Source organism: Halorubellus litoreus (genome assembly GCF_055378595.1).
In genome coordinates this window covers 107,048-131,241 of the sequence record NZ_AP043835.1, presented here as the reverse complement: position 1 = coordinate 131,241, position 24,194 = coordinate 107,048, and the positions used below count along the sequence as shown (strand labels likewise).

Annotated in this window: 16 protein-coding genes; 14 read left to right on the top strand and 2 right to left on the bottom strand. The window is 62.1% G+C overall.

Going from position 1 to position 24,194, the window contains the following annotated elements:
- Positions 1-62: 62 nt before the first annotated feature.
- From ACZ48X_RS03330 to ACZ48X_RS03275, 12 genes are all read left to right on the top strand, one after another.
- Entirely contained in the window at positions 63-2,909 is a 2,847-nt protein-coding gene (locus tag ACZ48X_RS03330) for a hypothetical protein (RefSeq protein WP_336351961.1), read from the top strand.
- Positions 2,910-3,301: 392 nt separating this feature from the next.
- Positions 3,302-3,568, top strand: coding sequence for a hypothetical protein (locus tag ACZ48X_RS03325; RefSeq protein ID WP_336351812.1), 267 nt, complete (start codon positions 3,302-3,304; stop codon positions 3,566-3,568).
- Positions 3,565-4,050 carry a hypothetical protein gene (locus tag ACZ48X_RS03320; RefSeq protein WP_336351813.1) on the top strand — a complete coding sequence of 162 codons (486 nt, stop codon included), beginning with the start codon at positions 3,565-3,567 and terminating at the stop codon, positions 4,048-4,050. Before ACZ48X_RS03325 ends, ACZ48X_RS03320 begins: the two co-directional genes overlap by 4 nt.
- Positions 4,051-4,380: 330 nt before the next feature.
- Positions 4,381-6,201, top strand: a complete 1,821-nt coding sequence (locus ACZ48X_RS03315) for a DUF8186 domain-containing protein (RefSeq protein ID WP_336351814.1) — start codon at positions 4,381-4,383, stop codon at positions 6,199-6,201.
- Positions 6,202-6,205: 4 nt separating this feature from the next.
- Positions 6,206-7,114 (top strand): hypothetical protein, encoded by a 909-nt coding sequence (locus ACZ48X_RS03310; protein WP_336351815.1) that lies wholly within the window; start codon positions 6,206-6,208, stop codon positions 7,112-7,114.
- Positions 7,115-7,117: 3 nt separating this feature from the next.
- Positions 7,118-8,896: a hypothetical protein gene (locus tag ACZ48X_RS03305; protein ID WP_336351816.1), complete on the top strand. Its 1,779-nt coding sequence runs from the start codon at positions 7,118-7,120 to the stop codon at positions 8,894-8,896.
- Positions 8,896-12,666 (top strand): VirB4 family type IV secretion system protein, encoded by a 3,771-nt coding sequence (locus ACZ48X_RS03300; protein ID WP_336351817.1) that lies wholly within the window; start codon positions 8,896-8,898, stop codon positions 12,664-12,666. Before ACZ48X_RS03305 ends, ACZ48X_RS03300 begins: the two co-directional genes overlap by 1 nt.
- The gene (locus ACZ48X_RS03295; protein ID WP_336351818.1) at positions 12,666-16,718 is read left to right on the top strand and encodes a hypothetical protein; all 4,053 of its coding nucleotides are present in this window, start codon (positions 12,666-12,668) and stop codon (positions 16,716-16,718) included. Before ACZ48X_RS03300 ends, ACZ48X_RS03295 begins: the two co-directional genes overlap by 1 nt.
- Positions 16,715-17,584: a DNA primase gene (locus ACZ48X_RS03290; RefSeq protein WP_336351819.1), complete on the top strand. Its 870-nt coding sequence runs from the start codon at positions 16,715-16,717 to the stop codon at positions 17,582-17,584. The genes ACZ48X_RS03295 and ACZ48X_RS03290 overlap by 4 nt, the downstream gene beginning before the upstream one ends.
- Positions 17,581-19,110 (top strand): primase-associated protein, encoded by a 1,530-nt coding sequence (locus ACZ48X_RS03285; protein WP_336351820.1) that lies wholly within the window; start codon positions 17,581-17,583, stop codon positions 19,108-19,110. The genes ACZ48X_RS03290 and ACZ48X_RS03285 overlap by 4 nt, the downstream gene beginning before the upstream one ends.
- A gap of 703 nt (positions 19,111-19,813) precedes the next feature.
- Positions 19,814-20,212, top strand: coding sequence for a hypothetical protein (locus ACZ48X_RS03280; RefSeq protein ID WP_336351821.1), 399 nt, complete (start codon positions 19,814-19,816; stop codon positions 20,210-20,212).
- A 172-nt stretch (positions 20,213-20,384) separates the two neighbouring features.
- On the top strand, positions 20,385-21,059 hold the full coding sequence (locus ACZ48X_RS03275; protein ID WP_336351822.1) for a helix-turn-helix domain-containing protein: 675 nt from the start codon (positions 20,385-20,387) through the stop codon (positions 21,057-21,059).
- A 71-nt stretch (positions 21,060-21,130) separates the two neighbouring features.
- On the opposite strand, the gene ACZ48X_RS03270 is transcribed toward ACZ48X_RS03275, so the two are convergent.
- Together ACZ48X_RS03270 and ACZ48X_RS03265 are read right to left on the bottom strand one after the other, a co-directional pair.
- Positions 21,131-21,943 carry a DUF6036 family nucleotidyltransferase gene (locus tag ACZ48X_RS03270; RefSeq protein WP_336351823.1) on the bottom strand — a complete coding sequence of 271 codons (813 nt, stop codon included), beginning with the start codon at positions 21,941-21,943 and terminating at the stop codon, positions 21,131-21,133.
- Complete coding sequence (locus ACZ48X_RS03265) at positions 21,940-22,863, bottom strand: helix-turn-helix domain-containing protein (protein ID WP_336351824.1); 924 nt, start codon at positions 22,861-22,863, stop codon at positions 21,940-21,942. Before ACZ48X_RS03265 ends, ACZ48X_RS03270 begins: the two co-directional genes overlap by 4 nt.
- A 388-nt stretch (positions 22,864-23,251) precedes the next feature.
- On the opposite strand from ACZ48X_RS03265, the gene ACZ48X_RS03260 reads away from it, so the two are divergent.
- Both ACZ48X_RS03260 and ACZ48X_RS03255 read left to right on the top strand, forming a co-directional pair.
- Entirely contained in the window at positions 23,252-23,623 is a 372-nt protein-coding gene (locus ACZ48X_RS03260; protein WP_336351825.1) for a hypothetical protein, read from the top strand.
- Positions 23,620-24,189, top strand: a complete 570-nt coding sequence (locus ACZ48X_RS03255) for a hypothetical protein (protein WP_336351826.1) — start codon at positions 23,620-23,622, stop codon at positions 24,187-24,189. Before ACZ48X_RS03260 ends, ACZ48X_RS03255 begins: the two co-directional genes overlap by 4 nt.
- Positions 24,190-24,194 lie beyond the last annotated feature (5 nt).

Below are 24,194 nucleotides of genomic sequence, written 5' to 3'. Positions count from 1 at the left end.
CGCCGTTCCTGGAGCCGATATCGTTAGGTGGCTCCCGGGAATATCTGGAACGAAACCGCTGTATGCAGGCGGACACCCGCCCACAGACGGACCGGGACGCGCGCCTCGCTATGACGAACGGAACCGATCGACAGCTGGACGTCCAAACCGCCGTCGCCGAGCTCGAAGCACGCCTCGACAAGGACACCGATGGCGTCCCGTTCACGCTCATCGAACAGCGGGACGCTGTTGCCGAACTCCGGGAGCTGGCACGGACCACCGGATTCACCGTCCAGGAGCCGACGCCACTCGCTGGCGAGCGCGTCCGCTCGCTCGTCGACGCGCTCGTGGGTACGTTCGAGAACGTGCACGGAAAGGGACCTGACTCGCGGGCGACGGCACTGTTCGACCTCGGACACCATGCGAAACAGCTCGAGGAGATGGTGGTTGCGTCGCTGGCGGAAATGTTCCGCAGTCGGGACGGGGTGACGCTGTCGACGCTCGCGGAGATCCCCGACGACCTGACCGGTTCAGTGGTCGGGGTCGGTCGCGTGGTGGCGCCACCGACTGCTGCTACCGTCCGTGGGTCGGCCCGCAGTGACCGCCGGCTGAACGCGCTCGTGGACGTTGCCAGCAGTGCAGTCTCGGCCCCTGTCTCGCCAGTGGCCGCCCGATGCGGCCTGTCGCTGCTTGGCATGCTGAGCGTCGTCGACCCGTGTCAGGTCGGCAACCACGAAGGCGCGTCCGTGCTCGTCCCGGATCTCCTGCGGGCGTACCGTGCGACGGACGAAGCGAGTGATCGGGTCGCGGCACTCAGGGCGGTTCGCTGCATCGTCGAGTACCACGAGTCCAATATTCAGGAGCCAGACACGCTGGTGAGCGTTGTCGAGAGTGCCTGCCAGGCAGAGGACTGTCTCGTCCGCGCCAGCGGGCTCGCCGTCGCGGACGCGGTCGCCGACCGGACGTCGTTCCCTGGCGACGCGACCCCCGCCGTGGCGGCTTCGGGAGTCGAAGCGTTCGTCGACTCGGTCGTCACGGGCCTAGAGTCGAACGAGTTCCCGGTGCAGGCGGCCGTGGCTTTCGCCGACGTGCTCGAGACAGGCGTCGTCACTGCGGTCACGGAACCGATGTGCCAGCGGATAGTCGACGTCGTCGCCGCCGACGAGAAGTGGACGGACGCCGACGATTTCATCATCAAGAAGCGGGAGTCGCGTGCAACCGCCCGTCGAATGGCCGTGGAGTGCATCCGGTTGGTGGTCGAGGCGGACGCAGTCCCGCCGTCGGCAACCCTCGACTGTGCCGGACTCGTGGCGGCGCTGTCGAACCGCAACCAGGGACACGAGACGTACGCGACAGCGCTCGCACGCCTCGTAGAGGGCGGCTACGCTGACCCGAGCCCCGAGCTGAGAACAGACGCCGTCGCCGCGATAACACAGAACGCCCAGCACCGGTTCGTTTCGACGGCCGCGCTTGGCCACCTGGTCGACGCCGGAATCGCATCGAGAGCGGACGTCGAACGGCTCCGCGACCGACTGATCGCGGAGACGGCGGCCGACCCCGGCCACGGGGCGGCGGACGTCCTCGACGAACTCGCTGCCGACTTCCCGCAACTCCCCGTTACCGACGCCATTCCGGTCGACGAACTCGTCGACGACGTCCAAGCACTCCGAGGGTCGGAGTCGGCTCGCGCCGCAAGAGCGCTCACCGTGCTCGTCGAGGAAGGCATCCTCACCGAGCCACTGGACGTCCCACTGGAGACGATCCGACGTGCCCGGCGGAGCGCAGAACTGGAGACCACGGAGGCGGCGCTCCAGTCGCTCTTGTTCACCCTCGCGGACGCAGGTGCGGAGCGTGAGTTCCTCCCGGCGGTCCGCCGCGAGTACGGGCACCTCGTCGGCAAAGATCCCGACCTGTCGCCCGCGGACGGCCTCGCCGCCATCGAGCGGCTGGCAGCCGACGTCGATCGGGCCGAGGGGAGGGTGGCGCTCGCTCGCGCCGCAGCAGCCGTCGTTCCGGTGGCGGCGCCGGCGGCACGCAAGCACGCCGCACGCATTGCAATCGAATGCGTCGGCCCTTCACTCGACGGCGTCGACGGAGCCCGAGTCGTCGACCCACTCGCCGCGGTGATCCCGGAGCTCCCTGCCCATTCGCGGCACGAGTCGTACGAGCTCCTGGTGACGCTCCTTCGGGCGGATTCCGGACGGGCCGACGCGGTACCAGTGTACCCGCTCGTCGACGACGTGCACGAGGGAGGGGGGCCGCGGAACTACGCCGCCGTGGAACTGCTCGCCGTCGTCGTCGACGCCGCATGCGTCGAATGCCCGATCTCGCTACTCGAATCGACGCTGCTGTACGCTTTGAACAACGTACTCGGTGGCAGAGAGCACGCGGTCGACGCACTCGTCGCACTCGCAGAACGGGAGTGGTTGTCGCCGGCCAGAGTCGCAGTCGGACTCGTGGCGGCAGCGGTTCGAGTCGACGAACGACGGCCCGATACGCTGGACGTCAGCTCGCACGCGTTCCGCGGTATCCGTGACCTAATCGATGCGAGGCTGCTGTGGACAGTTCCGGCCGCCGCCCGGGCGGCGCTCGTCGACATCTTCCGCGATGACGTCCACCAGCCGACGGCGAGCCTGCTGACGGCGCTCGTCGACGGGAACGCACTCGCACCGGCCGACCTGGCCGACCAGCTGGCCGTGAGCGACCACGATCGGTCTGGTGGAAGCCGCCCCTCGTGGCTGGAGTCACCGACGAGTGACGCGCTCGAGTTCCTGGAACTCGCGAGCGAACGGAAGCCCGGCGCGTTCGAGCGGTACGCCCCAGCGCTCCGTGACCTGCTCCGAACCGAAGCCCTCGACGGCAACGATCGATTGCTCGTCGTCCAGACCATTACACACATCACCAGGACCGCCACGGCAGCAGACCGGTGAGACGACATCGATTCTCCCCCCCGTCGTCCATCGCTTCGCCGCTACTGCGCTCTCGAGAGAAGTGGCGCTGTGACGTGCACGCTCCGTCCCCGGTGGGACCGACGTTCGTCGCTGAGGGCGGGTATCACGGTTACACTTCGAACACGGAGTGTGCGATCAGTGGCGAGACCGAGCAGACCTTCATAGTCAGGGACGAGTTACACCGTCGAACGTGCGGACGAGTCTGGACCTTGGCTTGCTATTTCTTTTCACGAGTGAATCTAACTAGCGCGATTCTTTGAAACCCGGTGAGGGGAGCGCCTACACATATTTTCACACACGAACAATACAACCAAAAGGGTTTAATGGCAATCTCCGATACCAATATTTCATAGAATGGATGTGAAATAAACATGGGTGGGGTGCCAGACAAGCAATCCACGACGGTCACGATCGACCTTGCAGACTACGTCTACCTCACCTGGGCAGACGACATCAACCGCTCCGGGCTCTTCCGCAACGCCGTCCGCCGACGCATGCGCGACGACGGCATCACACCCACACACCTCCAGGACCGACTCACCGACGCCCTCGACGCCGGCGTCACCAAGCAAGCGCTCCTGGACACGAACAACCAGTACGAACTCGACCGCCTCCTCTCAGACGAACCCAACGAATGACCCCGACACGCTCCACACCCAGTACCTCGAATCGAATCTACACCACAGCACTCATCGCGTGTATCGCACTCACTGCCGTCCTCGCACTCGCCGTCCCGGGCGTCGCCGCGATGCCCGATAGTGACGGCGACGGTGTCAGCAATGGGAACGACAAGTGCCCGAATCAGGCCGGTGCGAAGGCCAACGGCTGCGTCGTCAACGTCAACATCTGTGACACCGGCTTCCTCCCACAGATCGCGAACGCCATCATCCAACTGTGTATCTACGGTGGCGGCGCGGGCGCGTTCCTCACCGTCATGGCAACCAGCGCCATGGAGAGCCTCCCCAGTCTCGGCGAAGAACAACGCCAGAACCTCAAACGCGCCCGCCGGTTCTCCATCAGCGCCGGCGGAAAACTCTTCGCTATCGGTCCGATCTCCATCCTCATCATCGAAGCCACCGGGATGCCCTGGGCGCAGTGCATCAACCTCTTCCCGTTCTAACCAACCACCCCCTCGAACCCTACGCTGCCTGGTCACGCCACTCCCGAAACCCTCCCACAACACTCGACGCCTGGAATGTCATCGACGTCACTAATCGTCCGACTCACAACCGCAGGCAGACTCACCGCTCGAGTCCTGCTCATCGCCGTCCTCCTCACCAGTGTCCTCGCCACCGCTATCGCTCCAACGACTGCGGTCCCTTCCACACCTGAGCCCCCACAGGACTCTCCAGTCGTCGACGCCAACGCCGACGCAGCTGCCGAACCCAAGCTATCGAGTGCCGTTCCCGGGGGTCGTCCTGACGAGAGCTCGAACGAGACAGAGCATCCGATGTGCCAGCATTACGGCGAGAATGGCCTCGCGATCAACGTGTCGGCGGCGTTGTTCAGTCGGGACGTCGACCAGCTCGACGGCCAGGGTTACACTGGAACCGAGTACATCGAGGACTGTGGGCACGAACCAACGTGGGCGACCAATCGCACGCTCGAGTTCGACTACACGAGCATGCAGGCATTCCCGGAAGTAGGAACGTGGAACCGCCGTGACGTCGGTGACGTCCCGTTCCCAGAGCCTCGCGGGCAGGTGAGTCTCCACCCAGAAGGCGAATCGACGTACGACGCGGGCTATCTCAAGGACGCAACCGCGAGCGTCTTCGCCGTCACACCCAGTGTGGCACTCCGAGACGAAGCCCGCGGCGGCACCACCCTCCTCATCCGCGACAATACCACCATCCACGGGACCCAGTCCTACCGCACACAGCTCCCTTTGGGATTGAACGATACGAGTGGGCGTACGCACGTCACCTACGATATCGAACGCCACCGCGTCGTCGGCGCGTGCCTCCTTGACGGCGACTATCGCAGCGACGCCGGTAAGCTGCACGAGAACGAATCAGCGACGCTCTGTCGGAACGAGACGCCGCTCGCGACGGGCGCCGGTCTGAACACTGGCGGCCCCCAGGATCCAGCCGCCCGCCGGAATGCGTCGCTGTCGTTCACGTACACGACCGCGATGAACGACTCGCTGTCGTACGTCGCAACGTTCGAGTTCCGACTCCAACGGACCGAGACGGTCTGCACTGACTGGAACGGCACCTCGAACACGTGTAATGGGACATACGTCCTCGAAGAGTTCTCGGAAACGAGCCAGTACACGTCGGCCATCGACCACCTCGACGTCGAGTACTACAGCCAGCCAACCCCGACCGCCGAGGTCGCCCGCTATCCAGACGACAGTACGGAGTTCATCCTCGAAGCACGCAACACGTACGGCTACCGGCTCGGCTGGGATGGCCTCTTCTCAGGCGTCCGCTTCCCGGCGTCGAACAGTCAGGCCGGGTGGACGTGGCGCGTGTTCTCCGCTGAACGACCAGGGTGGCGCTATCTCATCAATGAGTCTCGAACGACGCGAACGAGAGGGCGGTCGCCAGCGCATCCACTCCAGAACTACGCCATCCCAGTCGCAACGACGACCGAGGACGCGACAGGGACGCGCCTCAGCACACAGGGCAGAATCCGCGTCCAGGAGATCCTTCGGTCGAGTCCTGCGGTCACGACGCCGAGCATCGACGACAACATCCTCATCTCCGCCCCAGAACCCCAGTACCGACTCCCGTACGCCGTCGTCTACGAATCACCACAAGCGCTCAATTTCTCGCAAGCAGAAGTCATCGGCCTCCTGAACGACACGAACACCACCGGCATCTACGTCCAGCGTGCAGTCGACGTCCGCGCGACGAACCTGAGCGCGACCGTCGACCGCATCAACGACACGCATCTACGCACGACGGTCTCGCTCGCCAGCATCCGCGAGACCGCGAACGGCCAGACTGAGACGCCGCTGTCAACACAGCCGACACTCGGATACGTCGTCGTGAACGGTGAGCGCATCCAGACCAGAGCCGACGGCACGGCAACCGTCACGGTCCGGGATGCCGCGTACGTCGACGCCCGCTACAAGCCAGCGGGCTGGAAACAGCATCGTCGCGACGTCGGCTACCTCTCGAGCACGCGGAGCGTTCGCGTCCCTGACCCTGGAGCCGGATTCCTCCTGCAACTCGTGAGCGAGCTCATCCTGCTGTTCTTTCCGTTCCTCCTGGTGTTTGTAACGCTCCGGCATATCGCCAGCAGCAACCCCAACACGATTCACTAACAACATGACCTCACGCTCACCCGAAACGACCGACAACACACACCCACAGACGACGCGACGACGCACTTTCACCACCCTCGCCAGCACAACTACTGCACTCATTGCCACCGCCGGGTGTCTCACTGGGAACACGAGTGATAACACAAACAACAGCAGTGATAGCGACGAAGACACTCAGATTCCAGGCACTCTCGACCGGGTAACTGTTGGCACGTACGAGGTCACCGTCGACGTCGCGAATCCCGAAGAACTGGACTCCATAGCGCTCCGACGACCCACGAGTGGCGTCATCGACCGCCAACAGGTGCAAGGTACACACACGTTCCCGCTGATGGAATCGGTCGAATTGTACGACCCAGGAGAGTTTGTCATTGAGGCGAAGGCTGGCTCAGATGTCGTCGCAGAGCACACGCTTGAGATAGCACCTGATCTCCAGATCACGAAGATAGAACTGCTCAAAGAGAGTGGCCAAGAGAAGTTGACCTCGACGAGAGGGGAGAACGAGGGTACGACATGCGCTGAGAAGCCACATCAGCATCTATTCACGATCGAGAACCGTGGTTCTGGTCCAGCCGCTCTGGGGAAACTCAAGGCAGAGCTTCCAGAGGACATCAGTGGGTATCATCGCAATCGCTGGGAGACACCGAGTTACATCGAGTGCCACTCAAGAGGCCGTAGTGAATGGACTACTGACCCGGTGCTTGCCCCTGGTCAGAGTCTGACGTTCGCTCCCGTCTGGAGCGAAACTGGATATCGGAGTCAGACACCAGGCGACGAATACACGGTACCTATCTCGGTTTTGGAAAATGCTTCAGAGGACTGGTTCTCGCAGGACGTCGAACTCACGTTCATCGAAGTCGGTGATGGGAATCTTGCCCCTGTGTTCGAGGTCATCCAGGAGACCGGGAACTAGGCTATGAGTGAGACACTCACCGCGGTCTTGCAACACGTGATTCTCCAGGTTGGGATTAGCTGGGACTCCGTGTTCGATATCTTCACCGACCAACTCCCGGAGATGTACAAGTCGTTCGTGCGCTGGGGGCTCGACGCAGTTGTTGAGAACTTCTTCGGCAATGAAGGACTGTTCCGGGTCCTACTCCGGACGCCCTCGCCAGAAATGCGGAATGGTGGCATCCTGTTCGGAACACCAAAACAACCGATCTGGAGTCATCTGAAGACGCTGTACTGGAGCAAGTTCCTTCCAGTTGGCTACCTTGTGTTGTTCCTCTCGGTGATGGTGAGTAACTTCGGGAAGGCGTGGGGAGTCGGTCAGAGCAAGGCCAACGAGCGGAAAGTTGGACTCCTCGTCGGACTCTTCCTCATTCCCGGTGGGTGGTATCTAGCCGTCGCATACCTGAAGCTCATGAATCTCTTCGCGTTGAGCGTCCTTCCTGCGCCTGCTCAACTTCAAACAATCAGTGTCCAGACCATGTCGAACGTAGTCAGCGGAGAGATTGTAACGTCGAGTGCTATCGGCGGCATCGCTGTGGTCGCGTATCTGTTAGCGGTTGTCGTTCATATGATTCGGCTGTTCGCAATCTGGGTGCTTGTCCCAACACTCCCACTCGTGATGGGATTCGACCTTGGCGAATTCCCCATCCTCGGGAAGTTTTCTCGACGGGCCTACAGCGCGTTCATCGTCCTCGGTGCGGTACCAATCCCGATCGGAATCGGGACCAGAATCATGCTCTCGTTTCAGGCCATGGCGGACAGAGGCGGGGACGTGGTGTTTGCTGGGATTGCTGATATGATGTTCGTGTTGGTGGTGCCGACGTTTGCGGCGTTGGTTCCCATCTATGTGTTCTCGCAGGCTGCGGACTATGCGACGATTCGTGGCGTATCCGCTGCGCTCTCCATCATCAGTACTCCAGCGAGCATGGCCGCTTCGGGCTGGAAGGCTGCAGGCAAGAAAGGCCTCTCCAAGATGTTCGGTTCAGACTCTACTGATGAGGATGGCGACGATGATGGTGGGGACGATGACGGTGGTGGGCATGGTGATTCTGGGCCTCGCCCATCGAGTGACGACTCTGGTCGTGGAGATGGACACGGCCGGGGTGGGCTCCCGAAACGCCGGCCGTCTGGCGCTCGTCCGGATACACGAGGTGGACCGAAGCCGAACCCAGCGTCCGACATCGACGCTTCGAACTGGAACCCAGGGGCGGGTCGCGCTCGATCCACGACCGTGGATGGCGAGCAGCCTGCACTTCCAGGATACCAGCACACGCATCCTGCGAGTGCGTATCCAGAGGTCACGTCTGCGGAAGCAGACGCAGCCGGCGATCCGCTCGTCGGCGACAGCGCGCGAGCAGACTACGTTGCCGGAGGACCCGCTCGCTCGGATGTCGATTACGTGAGTGACGGCCGGATGGTCGACCCGGAGGTGTCGTTCGCGACGCACGCTGACCGCGAGTTCGCGCGCTCGCAAGTCATCGCGACCGGGGCCGCCAGCCCCTACTATCGAACCCAGGCACCCACCAACCAGGGAACACCCCGCGGGTCGAGCGATGCCAGTGGCGGCGGTATCGAACAATCGGACGGCAGCGAGACGCCTGCAATCGTCGACGAGGCAGCCGCGAGAGCGCGACGCCGCCGCAGGAAGCAGCCAGCCCAGACGAATCGAGCAGTCAAACAGCACGAACGGCGACGGCGCCGGCAAGCCACCCTCCGCGACCAGTACTACGGTGACGATTCCTGATGACAGACACGTACGCGACCGCGACGCTCGATGGTACCGACGAACCAGACATCATCCCATTCCTGGGAATTCCGACGAGTGACCTCTGGCTCCTCATCGGCATCCCTGGCCTCGTCCTGTTCAGTGGACTCGCGCTCGACCAGCGCGTGCTCGGCATCCTGTTGGGTGCCGCCGCCTTCGCGGGGGTTGGCGCCGTCGTCTACGCGACGCCATCGTTCCTGACCACACGAGACTGGCTCAACGTCCTCAGAGCACACTACACGACCGCGAGTACGCACGAGAACCGTGTCGTTCGTGACGTCGACCTCGGGGACCCGGGGTCGTTCTTCGAGCGGTTCCAGACCGACCAGAGCACGCGCAAACTCACGCACATCGAGCACGTCTATCCCGGCCGTGGCGTCGTCGAGCGCGACGACGGCCAGCTCGTCGCCGCACTCGAACTCGACCCGCCGAATCAGGACTTCGCAGGGTCTCGAGAGTGGGAACACGTCGCCGCCCAGGCTGCGGAGTTCGCGAACAACGCGCTTGATTTCGACCTGCAGGTGTACCTCACCACCCAGCAGTTCGACATCGAGGACTACACGAGCACGCTCGCCGAGCGACTCGAGGACGACGAGGTCCGCGACCACGCCATCCTGAACGCGGTCGTCCAGGACACCATCGAATCCCGCCCGCGAGAGCTCGAGGATGCCGGCACGTCGCCAGTTCACGCGTACCTCATCGTGAGTGTCGACCGCACGGACGTCATCATGGACTCCGGGAGCACGGAGTCGAGCGGGTTCGCGAAACTCGGTGACATCCCACTGCTGGGGATTCCGTTCCAGATTGCGTCCTCGATGCGGGAGGGGCTGAGTGACGCTCGCGAGCACGCGCTCATGTTGAGTCGACTCGACAGTCGACTCACGACGATACGGACGGAGTACGTCAACGAGATCGAGGGCGCGGACGCCCGCCAGCTCACGACTGGGGAGTGGCTGGCGCTCGCCGAGACGTACTGGCAGGGAAGCGAGCGCCACGACCACCCCGAGAAACTCGCCCGGAGGAGTCCCGCCATCACCGCCAGTCCTGGGCAAGCCACCGCTCATGTCGACTCGTATTCTGAGGAGGTGGCGTCTGGCCAGCGTCCGAGCGTCGACGGCGACCTCTCGCTGGGCACACCGAACTCGGAAGGCGGCGGCGAGGAAAGCGAGGCGGACACACCCCCTGAAACGAGTAAAACCGGTGATATGTTCGAGGTGGACGAAGACGACTGGCAAGACATCGACGAGGCCGCCACCGACGACGCAACTGACGACCCAGAGGCATCCGCTTCGGAGAGCAAATCAGGCCTGACACCCCTCCCCACTGGGTCGCGCTGGGCATTCCTGCCGTGGGTCGAATCAACCGAGGCCTCCGACGAAGAGAAACTCACAACCGTCGACGACGACCTCGACCGCGACCTCCCACCCAACCCCACTACTTCCAGTGTTAGCGAGACCGGTGACCCCACTGCTTCCAGTGTTAGCGATACCGATGCGGACCCCACGATTTCCAGTGAAATCCCCGCGACTGAAGCACTGCAGGGACGCGAAATCGCGCCCGAGGGAATCGAGCGCGAGTACGACCACGCGAAGGTTGGCGAGCAGTATCGGCGCGCGATGTTCGCGCACGGGTGGCCCGACGAGATCGAACCGGGCGCACTCCGGCATCTCATCGGCGCCACGCCACACCTCGAGTTCGACATGAGTCTCCACTTCGCACCGCGAGACCGCGGTCGAGTACAGAAACAATTGGAGCGGCGCGCGCAGGGAATGTCGGCGGAGTCGAACGCGAACGACGACCTCGTCGACGGATTCTTCGCGCACGACCAGCGCGAGCGCGTCGAGCGGACCGCCGCGATGCGCGACAACGTCCGTGACGGCGAACGCCCATTCGACGTCTCACTCTACGTGAGCGCACGAGCCGACGACAAGGACACACTCGACGACGACACCGAAGCGCTACGGAAGGCCCTCCAGGACAAGCACTCGTTCCTGGGGATGAAGACGGTTACGGGCAAGCAACTGCGGACGCTCGAGTCCATCGCCCCCATCGGCAAGGACTACCTACGGAGAGAGCCGGAGTTGGACCCGAGCCAGCTCGCGCTCGGTGGTGGCGTCGGCGCGCTTCTTGGGTCGCTCACGCGGAGCGAGCTCCTCGAGGACGACGGCGTCGAGATGGGCGAGCACGCGTTCAACGGGACGCCACTCATCAAGGACCCCTTCGAGTCCGAGACGAACTACAACTGGGTCGTCATCGGCGACAGCGGCAGCGGGAAATCCTACCAGACGAAGCTCAACGCGTTGCGGACGCGAGCGGTCAAGGAGAACACGAAGGTCATCATCCTCGACCCGATGCAGGGCTTCAACGGCATCGCGAAAGCGATGGGCGCCAAACGCATCACACTCGGCGGGTCTCGCGGACTGAACCCGCTCGAGATTCGTGCGCCAACGGAAGCCAGCCGGCGCGCAGCCGGCGAGGACATCGACCCACTCTCGGAGAAGATCCGGGACGTAATGAGTTTCTTCGATAACTTCGCGCACCGCGAAGGCATCGACCTCGGCCCGGAACGGATGACACTCACCACCGCCATCACCGAAGCCTACGCCCGCAAGGGTATCACGACGGACCTCGACACCCACAGCAACCCGAGCCCGACGCTCGTCGACGTCCTCGACGTTCTGGAGGAGATGGCGACCGAACCCGAGGAGTTCATCGTCCGCATCGAGAGTGAAGCCGAGGAGATTGCGGCGAATGCGACCGACCTCATCAACCTGTTCCGGCCGTTCATCGACGGCCAGTACCAGAACCTCGCCGAACCCAGCGAGTTCGACCTCCGCAACGAGGATGTCGTCTACCTCGACCTCTCCCAGCAGGAGAAACGCCAGAGTGGTGGCGGGCTGATGATGCAACTCGTGTTCTCGCTGGTGTACGAGCGCGCGAAGGAAACCACGGACAACGTGGTGTTCATCATCGACGAAGCGCGGTTCCTGATGCGTGACGCCGCGAACCTCGAATTCCTCGGCCAGCGCGTCCGCCACAGTCGCCACTACGACACGAGTATTCGGTTCATCACGCAGGAGGTGAACGACTTCTTCGACCACGAGGAAGCGGAGGCGATCATCAACAACTCGTTCGTGAAACTCCTCCACCGCACCCAGGAGATCGGGCAGTGGGGGGATGCCTTCGGCCTGAACAGGCAACAGGTCGGGTTCGTGAAGAACGCGAACACGGGCACGAACGGGTACTCGGAGGCGCTCGCGGAGATCGACGGCACGTGGTATCCGATCCAGTTGTTCTCGACGCCCGCCGAGCACGCGGTGGTCGACTTCGACGAGCGCGAAGATTCCGTCGATGACCTCCCTGGAATGGGTGATGAGACGCGGTCGCCGCTCGTTGAACGCCTCCGGCATACGCTCCGGATGAAGCCCTACGATGCGGTGGACGACCCACAGCGAGTGCCGGCCCCACCGGGGTCGTCGACACACCGGCAGTTCCACGCACTGAGTGACCGCCAGCAAGAGTACCTGTCGTTGCTGTCGGACACGGAGATCCTGAGCGTCCTCGAAGCCATCGACGCCGGCCGCGACCCAGTCGCGGCCATCGCGACGCCGGTGACGGAGAAGCTCAACCGCCTGTTCGGTGGTGTCGACGAACGCGATATCCGGGATGTCCTCAAATCCGCGGGACGTGACGAGGGCTCGCGGTCGGGACAGTCGTCGGATGCGCCGGTCGTGGAGGGTGACGATTGATGCTCGAAGACCGCCCGTACATTCGGGTGACGCCGTCGAACGACACGCTCGACGACGCGGCGTCGCCGCCACCGGCGGCGTTCCGGAGTCTGCACTCGCTCACGGGTGAGGGCAGTCGTGGCTTCATCGACTCTCGAGACCCACCTGCCGTGTTCGAGGTCCTCGTCATGTCGCGTGGGGAGGACGCACCGGTCGAACTCTACTACGGGGTGGATACGAACGCGCACGTGGAGACGATGAAGCGGAATCTCCGCGATATCTATCCAGAGACATTCAAGATCGAGCGCGTGATGCGAGCGCCCTGGAAGCGCGTGCTGACGCCGATTCGACTCAGTAGCGAGGAATTCGTCGACCGCCTCCGAGCCGACGACCTCCTCGTCGACGTTGAGGAGATCGCCGTCGGCTCACCTTCGCCGGTCCCGGACGATGCGGAGCATCCCACTCGCGATGTCGAGTTCGTCGTCGATGGCACGCACGTCGCGGTGTCGCCACCGAGCCAGTTCGAGGGCCGCGACGACGAATCACTGCTCTCGTTGACGTGGCCGACACTCGCGCCCTCGGGCGCCATCTACGCCCGGCCCGCCATCGATACCGTAGACGCTCGCGGTGTTCGGTGGGAGTCGAGCGCGCAACGCAAGCACGACTGGATGACGTGCTTCGAGACCACCACCATCGGGCGCGAGACCGACGACGTCCACATCGACTGGGCGCAATCGGGAACACCGGCGCTGCAGTCGCTCATCACGACCGTCGGCGGCGCCAGCGTCCCCACGGCGGTCCAGCTCGTGTTCGAGCCAAAGGACGACTGGACGGCCGAGGCCGAGTCACGCAAGCGTCGGATCCGCGACCAACGCGACACCATCACCCAGCGCGTCATGGGGACCATCATCCCCTCCGGCGACGAGAACCGGTCCGACACCGAATATCCAGATGGCGTCCGTCGTCGCCTCGCGCACCTGTCGGCGAAGCACCCGAAACGAACGTTCACCCTGAACATCCGAGCCACCACCGTTCCAACCCGACCAGCATGGGAACACGACGACGACGTCGACGATGCGCCCGCGGAAATCCAGGAACGCGAGCGTGTGCTCGACGCACTGGAGACGAGTCTGGACGCGTTCGCCGGCGAATACATCGAACTGAAAACGAACCGCATCCACGAGGAATCCTCACCAACAGCGACCACGCTCACCCGCCGACTGCTTGGTCGAGACCTCGTGACCGCTGGCGACGATGGCCTCGCCAAGCGCGTCCTTTCGAGTAGCCGCCGGCGTGCGGGTATCGTCGTGAACCCGAGCGAACTCGCCCGGCTTGCAACTGTTCCCTCCGGCCAGAATCTCCCCGTCGAAGTCTCCCGGGACGCACGAACGCGCAAACAGGAATCGGTCCCGCTTCCACGGCCGCTCCCGGAGCACGTCGACCCGTTCACCGGCACCGGAATGGCGGTCGGGGACGCGCTTGACGAAGCAGGCCGGCCATGCGAGCGCATCCAGATTCCCGAGGTCGTCCTCTCCCGGCATTACGCGCGCTTCGCAGCCAGCGGTGCCGGGAAGTCCGTCGGGATTCTGAACGACATGCTGACGTTGCACAGCGACACGTCTGGTCCGGTCGTGTTGATGGACCCGAAAGGCGACGGCATGAGTCAGGAATACCTCCAAGCGCACTATGCCGCGTACGACACGCTTGAGGACGTCTACGCGTTCACCATTCCCGAGGACGTTCCCGCTATCGGGTTCTTCGATATCCGTCCCGCACTCGCGGCTGGGCTCGACCGGGCGACTGCGATTAAGGACGTCGTGGAGCGCTTCCACGAGGTGCTGCGTGTCGTCATGGGCGAGGACTACGACCAGGCGTACGTCGCAACACAGATCCTCGGGAAACTCGTGACCGCGCTGTTCGACCCCGAGTACGGCCAGGACGCCTACACGCTCGACGACCTCCTGACCGCAGTCGACGACATGCAGCGCAGTCAAGCCCTCCCCGAGTTGAGCGGGGCGTTCGTGGACCTGGAGCAGTCGCTGGCGGCGCACTTCGAGAAGCCTGACCGTCAGTTCTTGACGACGATGGACGCCGCCCGAAACCGCCTCGAACAACTTGCGGACGACCCCCCGCTGGAGGCGTTGTTCAATCACGTCCCCGCGTTCGACTGGGAGACCGGGACGTACGCCACCGATGGGACCGGGTTCGACTTCCGACGACTCCTCGACGACGATGCCGTCGTCCTCTTCGACATGGGGCAGTTGCGGCCGAAGCCTCAGCGTGGGATGACGCTCGTGCTCGTGAGCGAGCTCTGGTATCGCATCCAACTCGAAGAACAAGCCTACGGTGGCTACGAGAAGCAGACGAACCTTATCATGGAGGAAGCTGCGGACGTTGTCGCGAGCGACCTCGTCACAGAGCAGTTGATCCCGAAGGCGCGGTCGTTCGGGCTGAGCCTGGGCTTGGTGATGCAGTATCCATCGCAGGTTCGCGAGGTCAGCGAGCGCGCGTACCAGGAGATGATGAACAACGTCCAGACCCGCCTCTATGGAAAACTCGCGAACGAAGCGGACGTCGAATCGATGCTCGCCTCCTCGCGCGTCGACCCGGCTGAGGTCCGGGACCGGTTGAATGCGATGCCACGCGGGGAGTGGATTGCTGAACTGCCGAGTCCACGTTATGGGTCCGAGCACCTGCGGCCGTTCTCGCTGTCAGCACTGGATATCCCCGCTGGGCACTCCGAAAGCGACGTACCCATCGATGTGTCCGACCCCGGGTTCGCGAACGCCCTCGACGAGATGACGAGGAACGTGGACGACTCACTGAGTGTGTCGCTCTCTCGATTGGAGACTGAGCCACGCAAGACAGTCACCGCACACACCACGAGCGATACCACAGCGAGTGCGACCGCGGCAACGGACGCGACGGCGAGTGAGTCCTCACGTCCCGATGCCGAGTTCGAAACCGACGGTACCGACTCCGAGGATGGCGATGCCGACGAGGATGATGAACCTGAGGACTGGCAGGAGGTGTTAGCAGCACGCGACAAACTGCGAGAGGGGGAAACCAGAGACACACGTCCCGGCGAGGAGATCGACGAGTCGAGTGAGGAAGCGGCGTCGGATCCACTGGATGGGCCGTGGAACACCATCGGAACCGACACCGACAGTGAGGACGAGTCGACCGCAGCGACCGAGCGCACGCCCAGAAAAGCGGACACGACGCGGTATGCAGCCCCACAGGACGGCGACGACGGCGAGACCACCGTCGACGAGAACGGGAATGTAGAGGCTTCAGACGACGATGAATCGGATGTCGAGGAGGGCGAGCCACCAGCATCGCCGCTGCCGGCGGCATACAGCCCGAAAACCGAGGACGAACTCGACGAACTCGGGCTCACGCGCGACGACGAACACTTCCTTCTGCTCGTCCTGCGAGCGATGAACGGCGACCTCGAGGACTACGATCTCCTCGAGAGCATGACCCAGCTCCGTGACGGCGCTGGCGACCCCGACGTCGACCTCTTGGAGGCCGAAGGCTACCTCGATACGCACCGCGTGCTTCGGAAACGCTACTACACTGTGCTCCCCGAGGGTCGACGGCATCTCGAACGGACACAGACCGTCAGTCCCGGCGAGGGAGATCTCGGCGAGAAGACGCCGCACAAGGTCGGGGTGGCGCTCCTCGCGAGAGCGTTCGAGGACCGCGAGGAGGTCGACCGGGTCGAACGCTACCATCGTGCGTCGGAGGATGTCAAGTACGACGTCGTCGGATTCGACGCAGACGACGAACTCGTTCGCGTGGGCGAAGTCGAGACCGTTAGCAACAATCGCGAGAGCGTCGTGACCGACTTTGAGAAACTTCGGAATGCGGACGCGACCGCCGTCTGGCTCGTTCGCAACACCGACGCAGGCCAACACGTCATCCAGAGTCTCATCAAGAATGGGGACTTCCCCGATGTCCCAGAGCACGCTCGCGGCGGAACCATCCGTGAAACCGTCGAAGAACACGGAATCCAGGGTCTCACCCAACTGGAGACGTATCGCCAACTCCAGAACCGACTCGACACATGATGTGGCGCCAGGCAACCCGCGAGGAGATCCAGACGTACTATCGCGAGGAGTTCACTCAGCACCTCGCTGAACGGCCAGAGCACATTACGGCGACCGGTCCACTGCAGTTCGCGCTGGCGTTCCGGGAATCGTATCCGACACGAACCGACGGCCGCCCGCCACGGGACTTCATCCGTCGGGACACTCGCACGGACGACGGCCACAGCACGCACTTCGACCACATGGGCGACGTCCTCGATTTCATCCGAAACCCGGTGCGGAATGACCCGCTGGGCGACCTCGCCGACCCCGACACCATCGAGCAGCGCGACCCAGTCCCTGACGCCGTCTACTACGCGCTCGACCACTGGTCGCGGTCGTGGCTCATCATGGTCGACATCGACGCGAAAGACATCGCTCGCGACCGCGCCACCCGTCTGCTCCGCGACTCTGGCGTCGACCCCGACGGCTGCACGACCGACGACATACTCGCAACAGCCGGGGTCCTCGACGGCCCACCACTCGACTATCCCTACGAGTTCACGGACATCCAGACTGCCATCGAGCAAGGGTTCGAGGTAGCCGACGTGTTCGAGACGCGATTCAACGCCGAGGAGACACAGGTGTTCTACACGGGCCAGGGCGTCCACGTCTACCTCTACGACGACGACCACCCCCACGCCTGGGATGAAGCCTCGCGTGAGGTCCTCAACACAGTTCTCACCGAACGCCACGGCATCGCGGTCGACGAACAGGTCACATCTGATCGCCGTCGCGTCGCCCGCCTCCCTGGGAGCCTCCACGCCGACGTCTCCCGCATCGTCACACCAATCGACAACCCCGGGTTCGACCCGCGAACCGACGCCACCCCGGAATTCCTCGCATGACCACCAACGCACCAACCGTCACCGACCACTTCGACGCCCTCCAGCGCGCCGCCCTCCCGGGCGAGCACAGCCAGCTCGCCCTCCAGTACCTGTTCGACCACGGCTACACCGCCTTCCACACCCAAGATGGGGACGTCGATGCAGACTCCCTGGTGAGTGCGGTCGAACGGTTCGCGCTCGAAGCGTTCGACCCCGGCGACCCACGCAATCGTGACGGACCGTTCGTCGAGGACCCGGCCGTGCTCGCGACGATCACATCGCTTGCGACTGTCTGCGTCACGGACCACCCAGCACTCGCGGACACGCCCACCGACCGCCTCCAGCTGGTCGCAGACCTTCGGTCGCTCTATGCCGCGACCATCCAAGACCTCGCTGTCGACGCCGGCGACGACTTCGTCCAAGAGCTGGCCGAAGTCATCTACGCGAAGGACCCCGGCGAGCAGGGACCACATCTCGGACGCGTCTGCACAGGTGTCGTCCATAACCCCGAGTTCCTCGACGACGATGGGACGTTCGTGGAGATCCCGATGCCAGCAGCGTCGCCCGAGTGCATCGTTCGCGTCACTGATGATGGAATCGGCGGTGCGTACGATACTCGGAAGGGGACCGTCGACGGCGAGTTCGCCACACGAGTCTGGGATAACAACGTGTACGTGCCAGTGGAGGATTGTCGGCGCAAGCACTGGGAGCGCCTGAAACGCGGGTTCGGGGCGCTCGTCGACGCACAGAACGCGAGTCTCGACGAGGATCAGCGTGAGTGGATTCGGAATCGTGCTGATGGAGTTGGCGAGCGCATCGATCGCTTGCTGCAGGCTGGCCGTGAAGGTCGCGTCTGGAAGGGCTGGGATGGCGATGATCAACTGGTTCAACTCGTCTCTTCGGCGTTGTCTGCATCGGACCTCGATAGGGACGGCGTCTACCCGGCCGATGTATTCTTCGAGGCCTTGCAGCGGTACGAGCCGTCGGCTGGCTGGGAGGCGTCGCTATGCCAGCGCATCTCGAGTGCGAGCACGCTCGAAGCGCGCCTCGTCGACGCCGACAGTAATCGACTAGAAGTTATGGAGAGGAAGGGTCGGCGACTATTCAGTCTCGAGTCGAGAACCGGCGGGAACGAGGTGCTGGTCGAAGCGATCGAGGACCTGTTCGAGTTGCCGTGTATGGGGAAAATGGACGAGCGGCTCAGGGAGCGTGGGCCGGTCCGGAAGGACCTGTTCAATTTCGTCCGGATGGTACTCTGGTTGCCTGAATACGAGTCCGCCTCGGTGGACGAGGTGGTCCGTGATCTGCAGTGTGTGTTCGACCGCTGGCCGTGGCACGACCCGGCCGAAACAGAGTACCAGATTAGGTATGAGTTCGGGAATACAATCAGTGGGGAGACACCGCTGCCGATGAACTGTGACAACGACGACATGCAACGCTACTGCATCGGCCAGGACGAGTGCCCATACTCTATCTGGGGGAGTGTTCCGTTCGCTGAAAGTATGTACGAAGCGGTTGACGCCCCTCATCGTCATCCGGATTACTGACTCGAACTGGCATACCGACCTCCTCGTCTCGCCCACTACAGACTTTTCTTATATAGAATCAAGAATACCAATAATCCGTTCTTGGAACTGGCCAGCTGAACTTGTCTTGATGACTCTGGGAAGTCACGTCTCGCTCAATTAGATGACTCCTCGCTCACTCTACTCTATTTTCCGCTGTTTACTCGGATATATCGAACCCCTGCAACGGACCCTGAATCGGTATCGTTCCTCCACAACCGGGCTAAATTGCCTGAGGTGCCTTATTTCGGTGTCCTCGGACAATATTGGCGCTTCTAGAAACCTCTCAGACAATCTCTCGTCGCTAGAGGTACCGAGGACGACTTTCCGGTGCTTAATTCGTTACCCCGGCCACAATATCAGGTGTGTTTTCTCCAAAGGAGTGGGGGTATCGGGCTGTCGTGGGGGTGTGTGCGTGGCGGTGTGCGTTGGGGGTTGGTGGGTGTGTGGTGGGTGGTGGATACCCGGGGTGTTGTATCAGGTGGGTGATGGTGTATAGGGTGGGTTGGTTTGTTGGTCTCCGGGCGGGGGTGGAGAGATGAGTAGTGATCTTCGTGGTACGGGTTGTGGTGCATCAAGTAGTGAATATCTCAGTTCTGTGACTGACATGGTGGGTGGCCTTTCGGGTGGTGGAGTTGGTGAAGTAGTGTTGAGTTCGGGGGTGTCGAGAGACGGTGTTCGTACGGTGCACGAGCTCCCGTTCGGTGTGTCAGGTGAGAGAGTGCTTTCGCTAGTGGAGCACCTCTTGGTGGATCTCGAGTACGAGCCGGTGGGAGTGGCCTATCGGCGCGGCACGGTGGGTGGTGTGGAGCGGATCGAGTACGTGGCGGTGCCGGGGTCGAGTGGGGAGGTGTTCGAGCGCCATCGGTACGTGCCGCGACATGGTTGGGTGAGTGAGACGGTGAGTCGGGCGACGGTTCGGGAGGATTTGGTGACGGTGTGTCATCGCGACGAAGACGCCGTGCTCGTGGTTCGAAATCGGGAGTCGTTGGAGAGTATCCGTGGTGGGTTCGCGCTCCGGGCATGGCAACCGGGCGGTGGCGACCACGATGGTGACGGGAGCGCTGGCGTGGCGGGAGTGTAGTCGATGCGGGTCTGGTTGTACTAGCGAGAAGCGCGATGCTCGAAACCGCTCGCGAAGAGAAGGTGAGTTCTTGGAATCCATCCATCACGTCGTTGAACCCACTATCTCCTGCCATCGAACTCACACGAATAGTAACTACTTTGAGTGTTGCACAGATATATGCAACTATAGGATGTACGAGGGATGTGGCAAGAAGGAACTCAAGGTCCTCCTTGCGCTCGACGCGGGTGATTCGATCTCGGGTGTTGCGCGGAAGATCGACGAGAACCGGGAGACGATCCGACGTGTCGTGAACCGTCTCGAGGACGCTGGATACGTTGCGTACGACGGTGGTCTCCAGCTCATCGACCGGACTGTTCAAGACGCCGGTCTTGAGTTCCTTGCGGCGGCAGCATCCGTCTCGCGACCTACGATTCCTGAGGCGTACGTCCTCCCGCAGTTCGCGAATATGGAGTACGCGTATACTGCCATCGATGCGGTCTACGTCTGGACGCACGGTGGCTACCAGGTTGCTCGCAACCCAGATGATTATCCGCTATTCATTGCCGTCCACGAGTCCGACCTTGACGCCTGGGCGGCGTTCTTCGACCGCTTCGGTATTCCGACTGCAGAAGAACGCCTGCCCGCTGAGGACCTCGATGGCGCCATCCAGGTCGTTCTAGAGCCACGAACACAGATCGATACCGAGATGGTCGACGGATACCCCGTCGTCCCACTTCAAGAAGCGGTGACGTTTGCAACCGAATACGACGCGACCTTCGAGCCGGCTCTTGAAATGCTCGACCGGATGTACGACGACGTTGATACTGAGGCAACCTATCGGATGGAGTCACCTACGAATGAGTAGAACCGCTCAGAATTAGACTGGACACATGACGAATGCTACGTAGGCTGGCTTGTCTTTCTACCCTCTTGCGGTCAAATATTCGTTGAGCGATGTTCTATGCGTCCATCGGTTACCGCGACAGCGTCTTTCTCTTCCAGACGCCTCACAATCTCCTGTACGTCCGCTGCAGGCCAGTCGAGTTCCTGGTACAGGTCAGTTACCGATTTCGGTTCATCGAGTGCGTGCAGCACTTCGAGTTCCTTGTAGACGCGCTCGGTGATCTCTGCAACTGGGTCGTGCAATGGTGTCGTTACGTTGTGTTGTTCGGTGAGATCGGTTAACGCTTCGTTCACGTACGTCACGAACAGCTCTTGGTCTAGGAGTTCGACCTGTGTCTCGAGTTCTGCTTCGACGATGTCGAACGTGAGACCGGTCTGCATCAACGAGAACATATCTTCGATGTCGTCGACTCGACCGGCGACCGCTTTGAACAGGAAGATGTCTTCTGTACTCACGAGTTCGACCACGAGATTACCCGGGTCAAGGTACCGTTCGCTCCGTTCACGAATGCCTGGAGACAGCATCAGTTTGCCGATCACTTGTCGGTTGAAGATGTCGATGCGACACCCATCCTCGTTCTCGAGGATTCGCTGGGCGCCGAGTTCTTCGTACTCTTCGTCCGGTTCCTGGACGATATCGTATCCCAGGTCGAGGAGCACTGCTTGTAGCTGACTTAGGTCGTTGCCGGAGGAGACGATGAGGTCGATGTCTTTGGTCGTTTCTTTGAGTCCGCGAAACGCCATCGACCCACCGCCAATCAAGAAGACGGTGAGTGGGTTGTCGAGCTGCTGGCCGATGCGCTCGAGTTCTGAACGGATGTACGCGCTATCGAAACGCGCTCTCATAGTGACACCTCGTACTCGTCAGCCAGTTCCTGGAAGTCCTCCCACTCGGGGAGTCGAGGCGTCCGCTGGGCACCGCTGGTGTCGAGATAGGTACAAAGCTCGACGACGGTGTCGTCGACGCCGTACTTGGTGGCTTGGGCTCTTAGTTCGTCGCGGTCGATGTTGACGTGACTGAGCAAGAGTAGACAGTATGACTGCGTTCGTGCGCCCGAATCAATCACGAGCATGTGGCAGCACAACCTCTCCGGGGAGAGCTCATTCGTTGTCTCCGAGTAGAGGTAGTATCGACGGTCACGTGCCAACAGCGGGAGGCCATATCGCTGGAACTGGTCTGGCCCTGTTGGAACGAAGTGCTCCTCGCTGATCTCAGTCGTTGTCTGTACGAGGAACTCGTCGAGGGATTCCCACAGGATGGTGTAGGTATCAGCCTGTTCTTCGACAGTCTGCCGGTGAGTGTGATGGGCAAGCTCGCGAGCGAATACACTCAGCTGTTCGAAGCCGTCATTTAGTGCATACGCACCGTCGTCAGTTTGGTAGATGAGTCCGCGATGCTGAAGTGGGGCAAGCGCACGGTGGACGGTGCTTCTGTGGACGTCGGCGTGGCGTGCGAGTTCGGTCGCGGTCCGTGGGGTATCGAGATAGTAGCACACTCGAAGGGCTGCTCCTGACAATAACTCCGGCCAGTCGATGTGTGAATACTGCTGGGTGAGGTCCGTGAGTAACTCGAGTGCCTTGGTGTCCGACAGTCGAATCTGCTTTGTCTTCCCCCGGCGGCGTGTCTCGACGAGGCCAGCCGTTTCGAGCCGTTCGACGAGTTCTGAGGTGTAGCTGAGACTTCGATTGATATTCGTCGCGAGTTTAGAGACGGTTTGCTCACCGTGGAGAGCAGTGAGGGCGCGAATCTCGCCTTCCGTGAGCATACTGTTGCAAAATACCAAACCAAGATATAAATGACTTCGGTATTATGCAACACAACAGGAGCTTAGAGACGAATACCCATGCCTTCGCATCATTCGACTACAATCGCCACCCCGCTTGTGTTGTGCCTTCTCCGGGAAATCAGTCTCGGCAAGGCTAGCGAGCGCGTTGGCCGCTCACGTTGGGATATGCAGATCGTTCTCGAATCGTTCGCCGTCGACACGTGACAGGGATTGCGGACACTCGAGGAGCCCACTGCGGACGCTGCTGTCGAATTCGAACTCGAATGAGGGTCAGATGTCCTGTGGGTATGCCGCCCCGAATCGATGTGCAAAGCTTGTGCATGCGGACGCAACACCTATGATGCTGTGTGCAATACTTGCACATGAGATGGGTGCGAGTGACGAACCACGACGGGTACACTTCCAATCCCCGGAGTACCTCGTGGAACGCCTCGATGCAATCGCGGATCTCTTCGACAAGGATCGAACTGACCTCCTCGTGGAAGCGATTCGCGAATACCTCGAGGAGACCGCAGAGAGCGAGACGTTCCAGGAGCTCGTGGCGACGAAGTACTACGACGACCAACTCGAGTTCGAGACGGTCAAACAACTCGTTGGCGCCGAAACCGCCCAACGCCTCCGGCTTCTGAAAGCGGACTTGGAGGGTGAACCACTCGACCTCGCGGCACCTGACGACGTCGACATCTATAGCGAGGACGTGACGACTGCTGGTGACGACGATTCGCGGGAGACGGAATGAGTCGGTCGCGTCTCCAGACGGTCGTTGCGGATACGAGTGCACTCGTCAGTCTCGCCGTCCCAAGCGCTGCCCCGAACTACGATACGACGTCGAACCCTGACCCCCTCCAGTATCTATTGACGTCGTGTACGGTTACGGTGCCCCGCGAAGTCGTCTCGGAGCTCGAAACGCTCACACAGTACCAGGATATCCACGCTGCTGCCGCCGCGAACGTCCTCGCCGCCAGTGACTACTACACGGTCGAAGACCCCTACGAACGAGCCGACGCATCAGATACACGCCCGACGTACGGGCTCGACGCCGGCGAGACTGACGGTATCGTCCTCGCGAACAGTCTTGCTGTCGATGGCTTTCTCACCGACGAGTTCGGCGGCACGAACTTCGCGCTCATCCACGCCGTCCTCACCGGACCTCGAATCGTCCCCACCCCTCGACTCATCTGTGACTACGCCCGCAACAATCACATGACGCACGACCACGCCCAGACACTCCTCACCACAATCGGTTCCCACCGGAGCTGGGAGAACAGTCCATACGTCACCCAACTCCGCTCCCTCCTCGACTAGCACTC

Excerpts from the sequence above, each read along its gene's own strand:
- ACZ48X_RS03275 (WP_336351822.1), top strand. The coding sequence starts at position 20,385 with ATGTACGAGGGATGTGGCAAGAAGGAACTCAAGGTCCTCCTTGCGCTC.
- ACZ48X_RS03295 (WP_336351818.1), top strand. The coding sequence starts at position 12,666 with ATGCTCGAAGACCGCCCGTACATTCGGGTGACGCCGTCGAACGACACG.
- ACZ48X_RS03330 (WP_336351961.1), top strand. The coding sequence starts at position 63 with ATGCAGGCGGACACCCGCCCACAGACGGACCGGGACGCGCGCCTCGCT.
- ACZ48X_RS03290 (WP_336351819.1), top strand. The coding sequence starts at position 16,715 with ATGATGTGGCGCCAGGCAACCCGCGAGGAGATCCAGACGTACTATCGC.
- ACZ48X_RS03300 (WP_336351817.1), top strand. The coding sequence starts at position 8,896 with ATGACAGACACGTACGCGACCGCGACGCTCGATGGTACCGACGAACCA.
- ACZ48X_RS03320 (WP_336351813.1), top strand. The coding sequence starts at position 3,565 with ATGACCCCGACACGCTCCACACCCAGTACCTCGAATCGAATCTACACC.
- ACZ48X_RS03310 (WP_336351815.1), top strand. The coding sequence starts at position 6,206 with ATGACCTCACGCTCACCCGAAACGACCGACAACACACACCCACAGACG.
- ACZ48X_RS03285 (WP_336351820.1), top strand. The coding sequence starts at position 17,581 with ATGACCACCAACGCACCAACCGTCACCGACCACTTCGACGCCCTCCAG.
- ACZ48X_RS03270 (WP_336351823.1), bottom strand. The coding sequence starts at position 21,943 with ATGAGAGCGCGTTTCGATAGCGCGTACATCCGTTCAGAACTCGAGCGC.
- ACZ48X_RS03325 (WP_336351812.1), top strand. The coding sequence starts at position 3,302 with ATGGGTGGGGTGCCAGACAAGCAATCCACGACGGTCACGATCGACCTT.
- ACZ48X_RS03265 (WP_336351824.1), bottom strand. The coding sequence starts at position 22,863 with ATGCTCACGGAAGGCGAGATTCGCGCCCTCACTGCTCTCCACGGTGAG.
- ACZ48X_RS03255 (WP_336351826.1), top strand. The coding sequence starts at position 23,620 with ATGAGTCGGTCGCGTCTCCAGACGGTCGTTGCGGATACGAGTGCACTC.
- ACZ48X_RS03305 (WP_336351816.1), top strand. The coding sequence starts at position 7,118 with ATGAGTGAGACACTCACCGCGGTCTTGCAACACGTGATTCTCCAGGTT.
- ACZ48X_RS03260 (WP_336351825.1), top strand. The coding sequence starts at position 23,252 with ATGGGTGCGAGTGACGAACCACGACGGGTACACTTCCAATCCCCGGAG.
- ACZ48X_RS03315 (WP_336351814.1), top strand. The coding sequence starts at position 4,381 with ATGTGCCAGCATTACGGCGAGAATGGCCTCGCGATCAACGTGTCGGCG.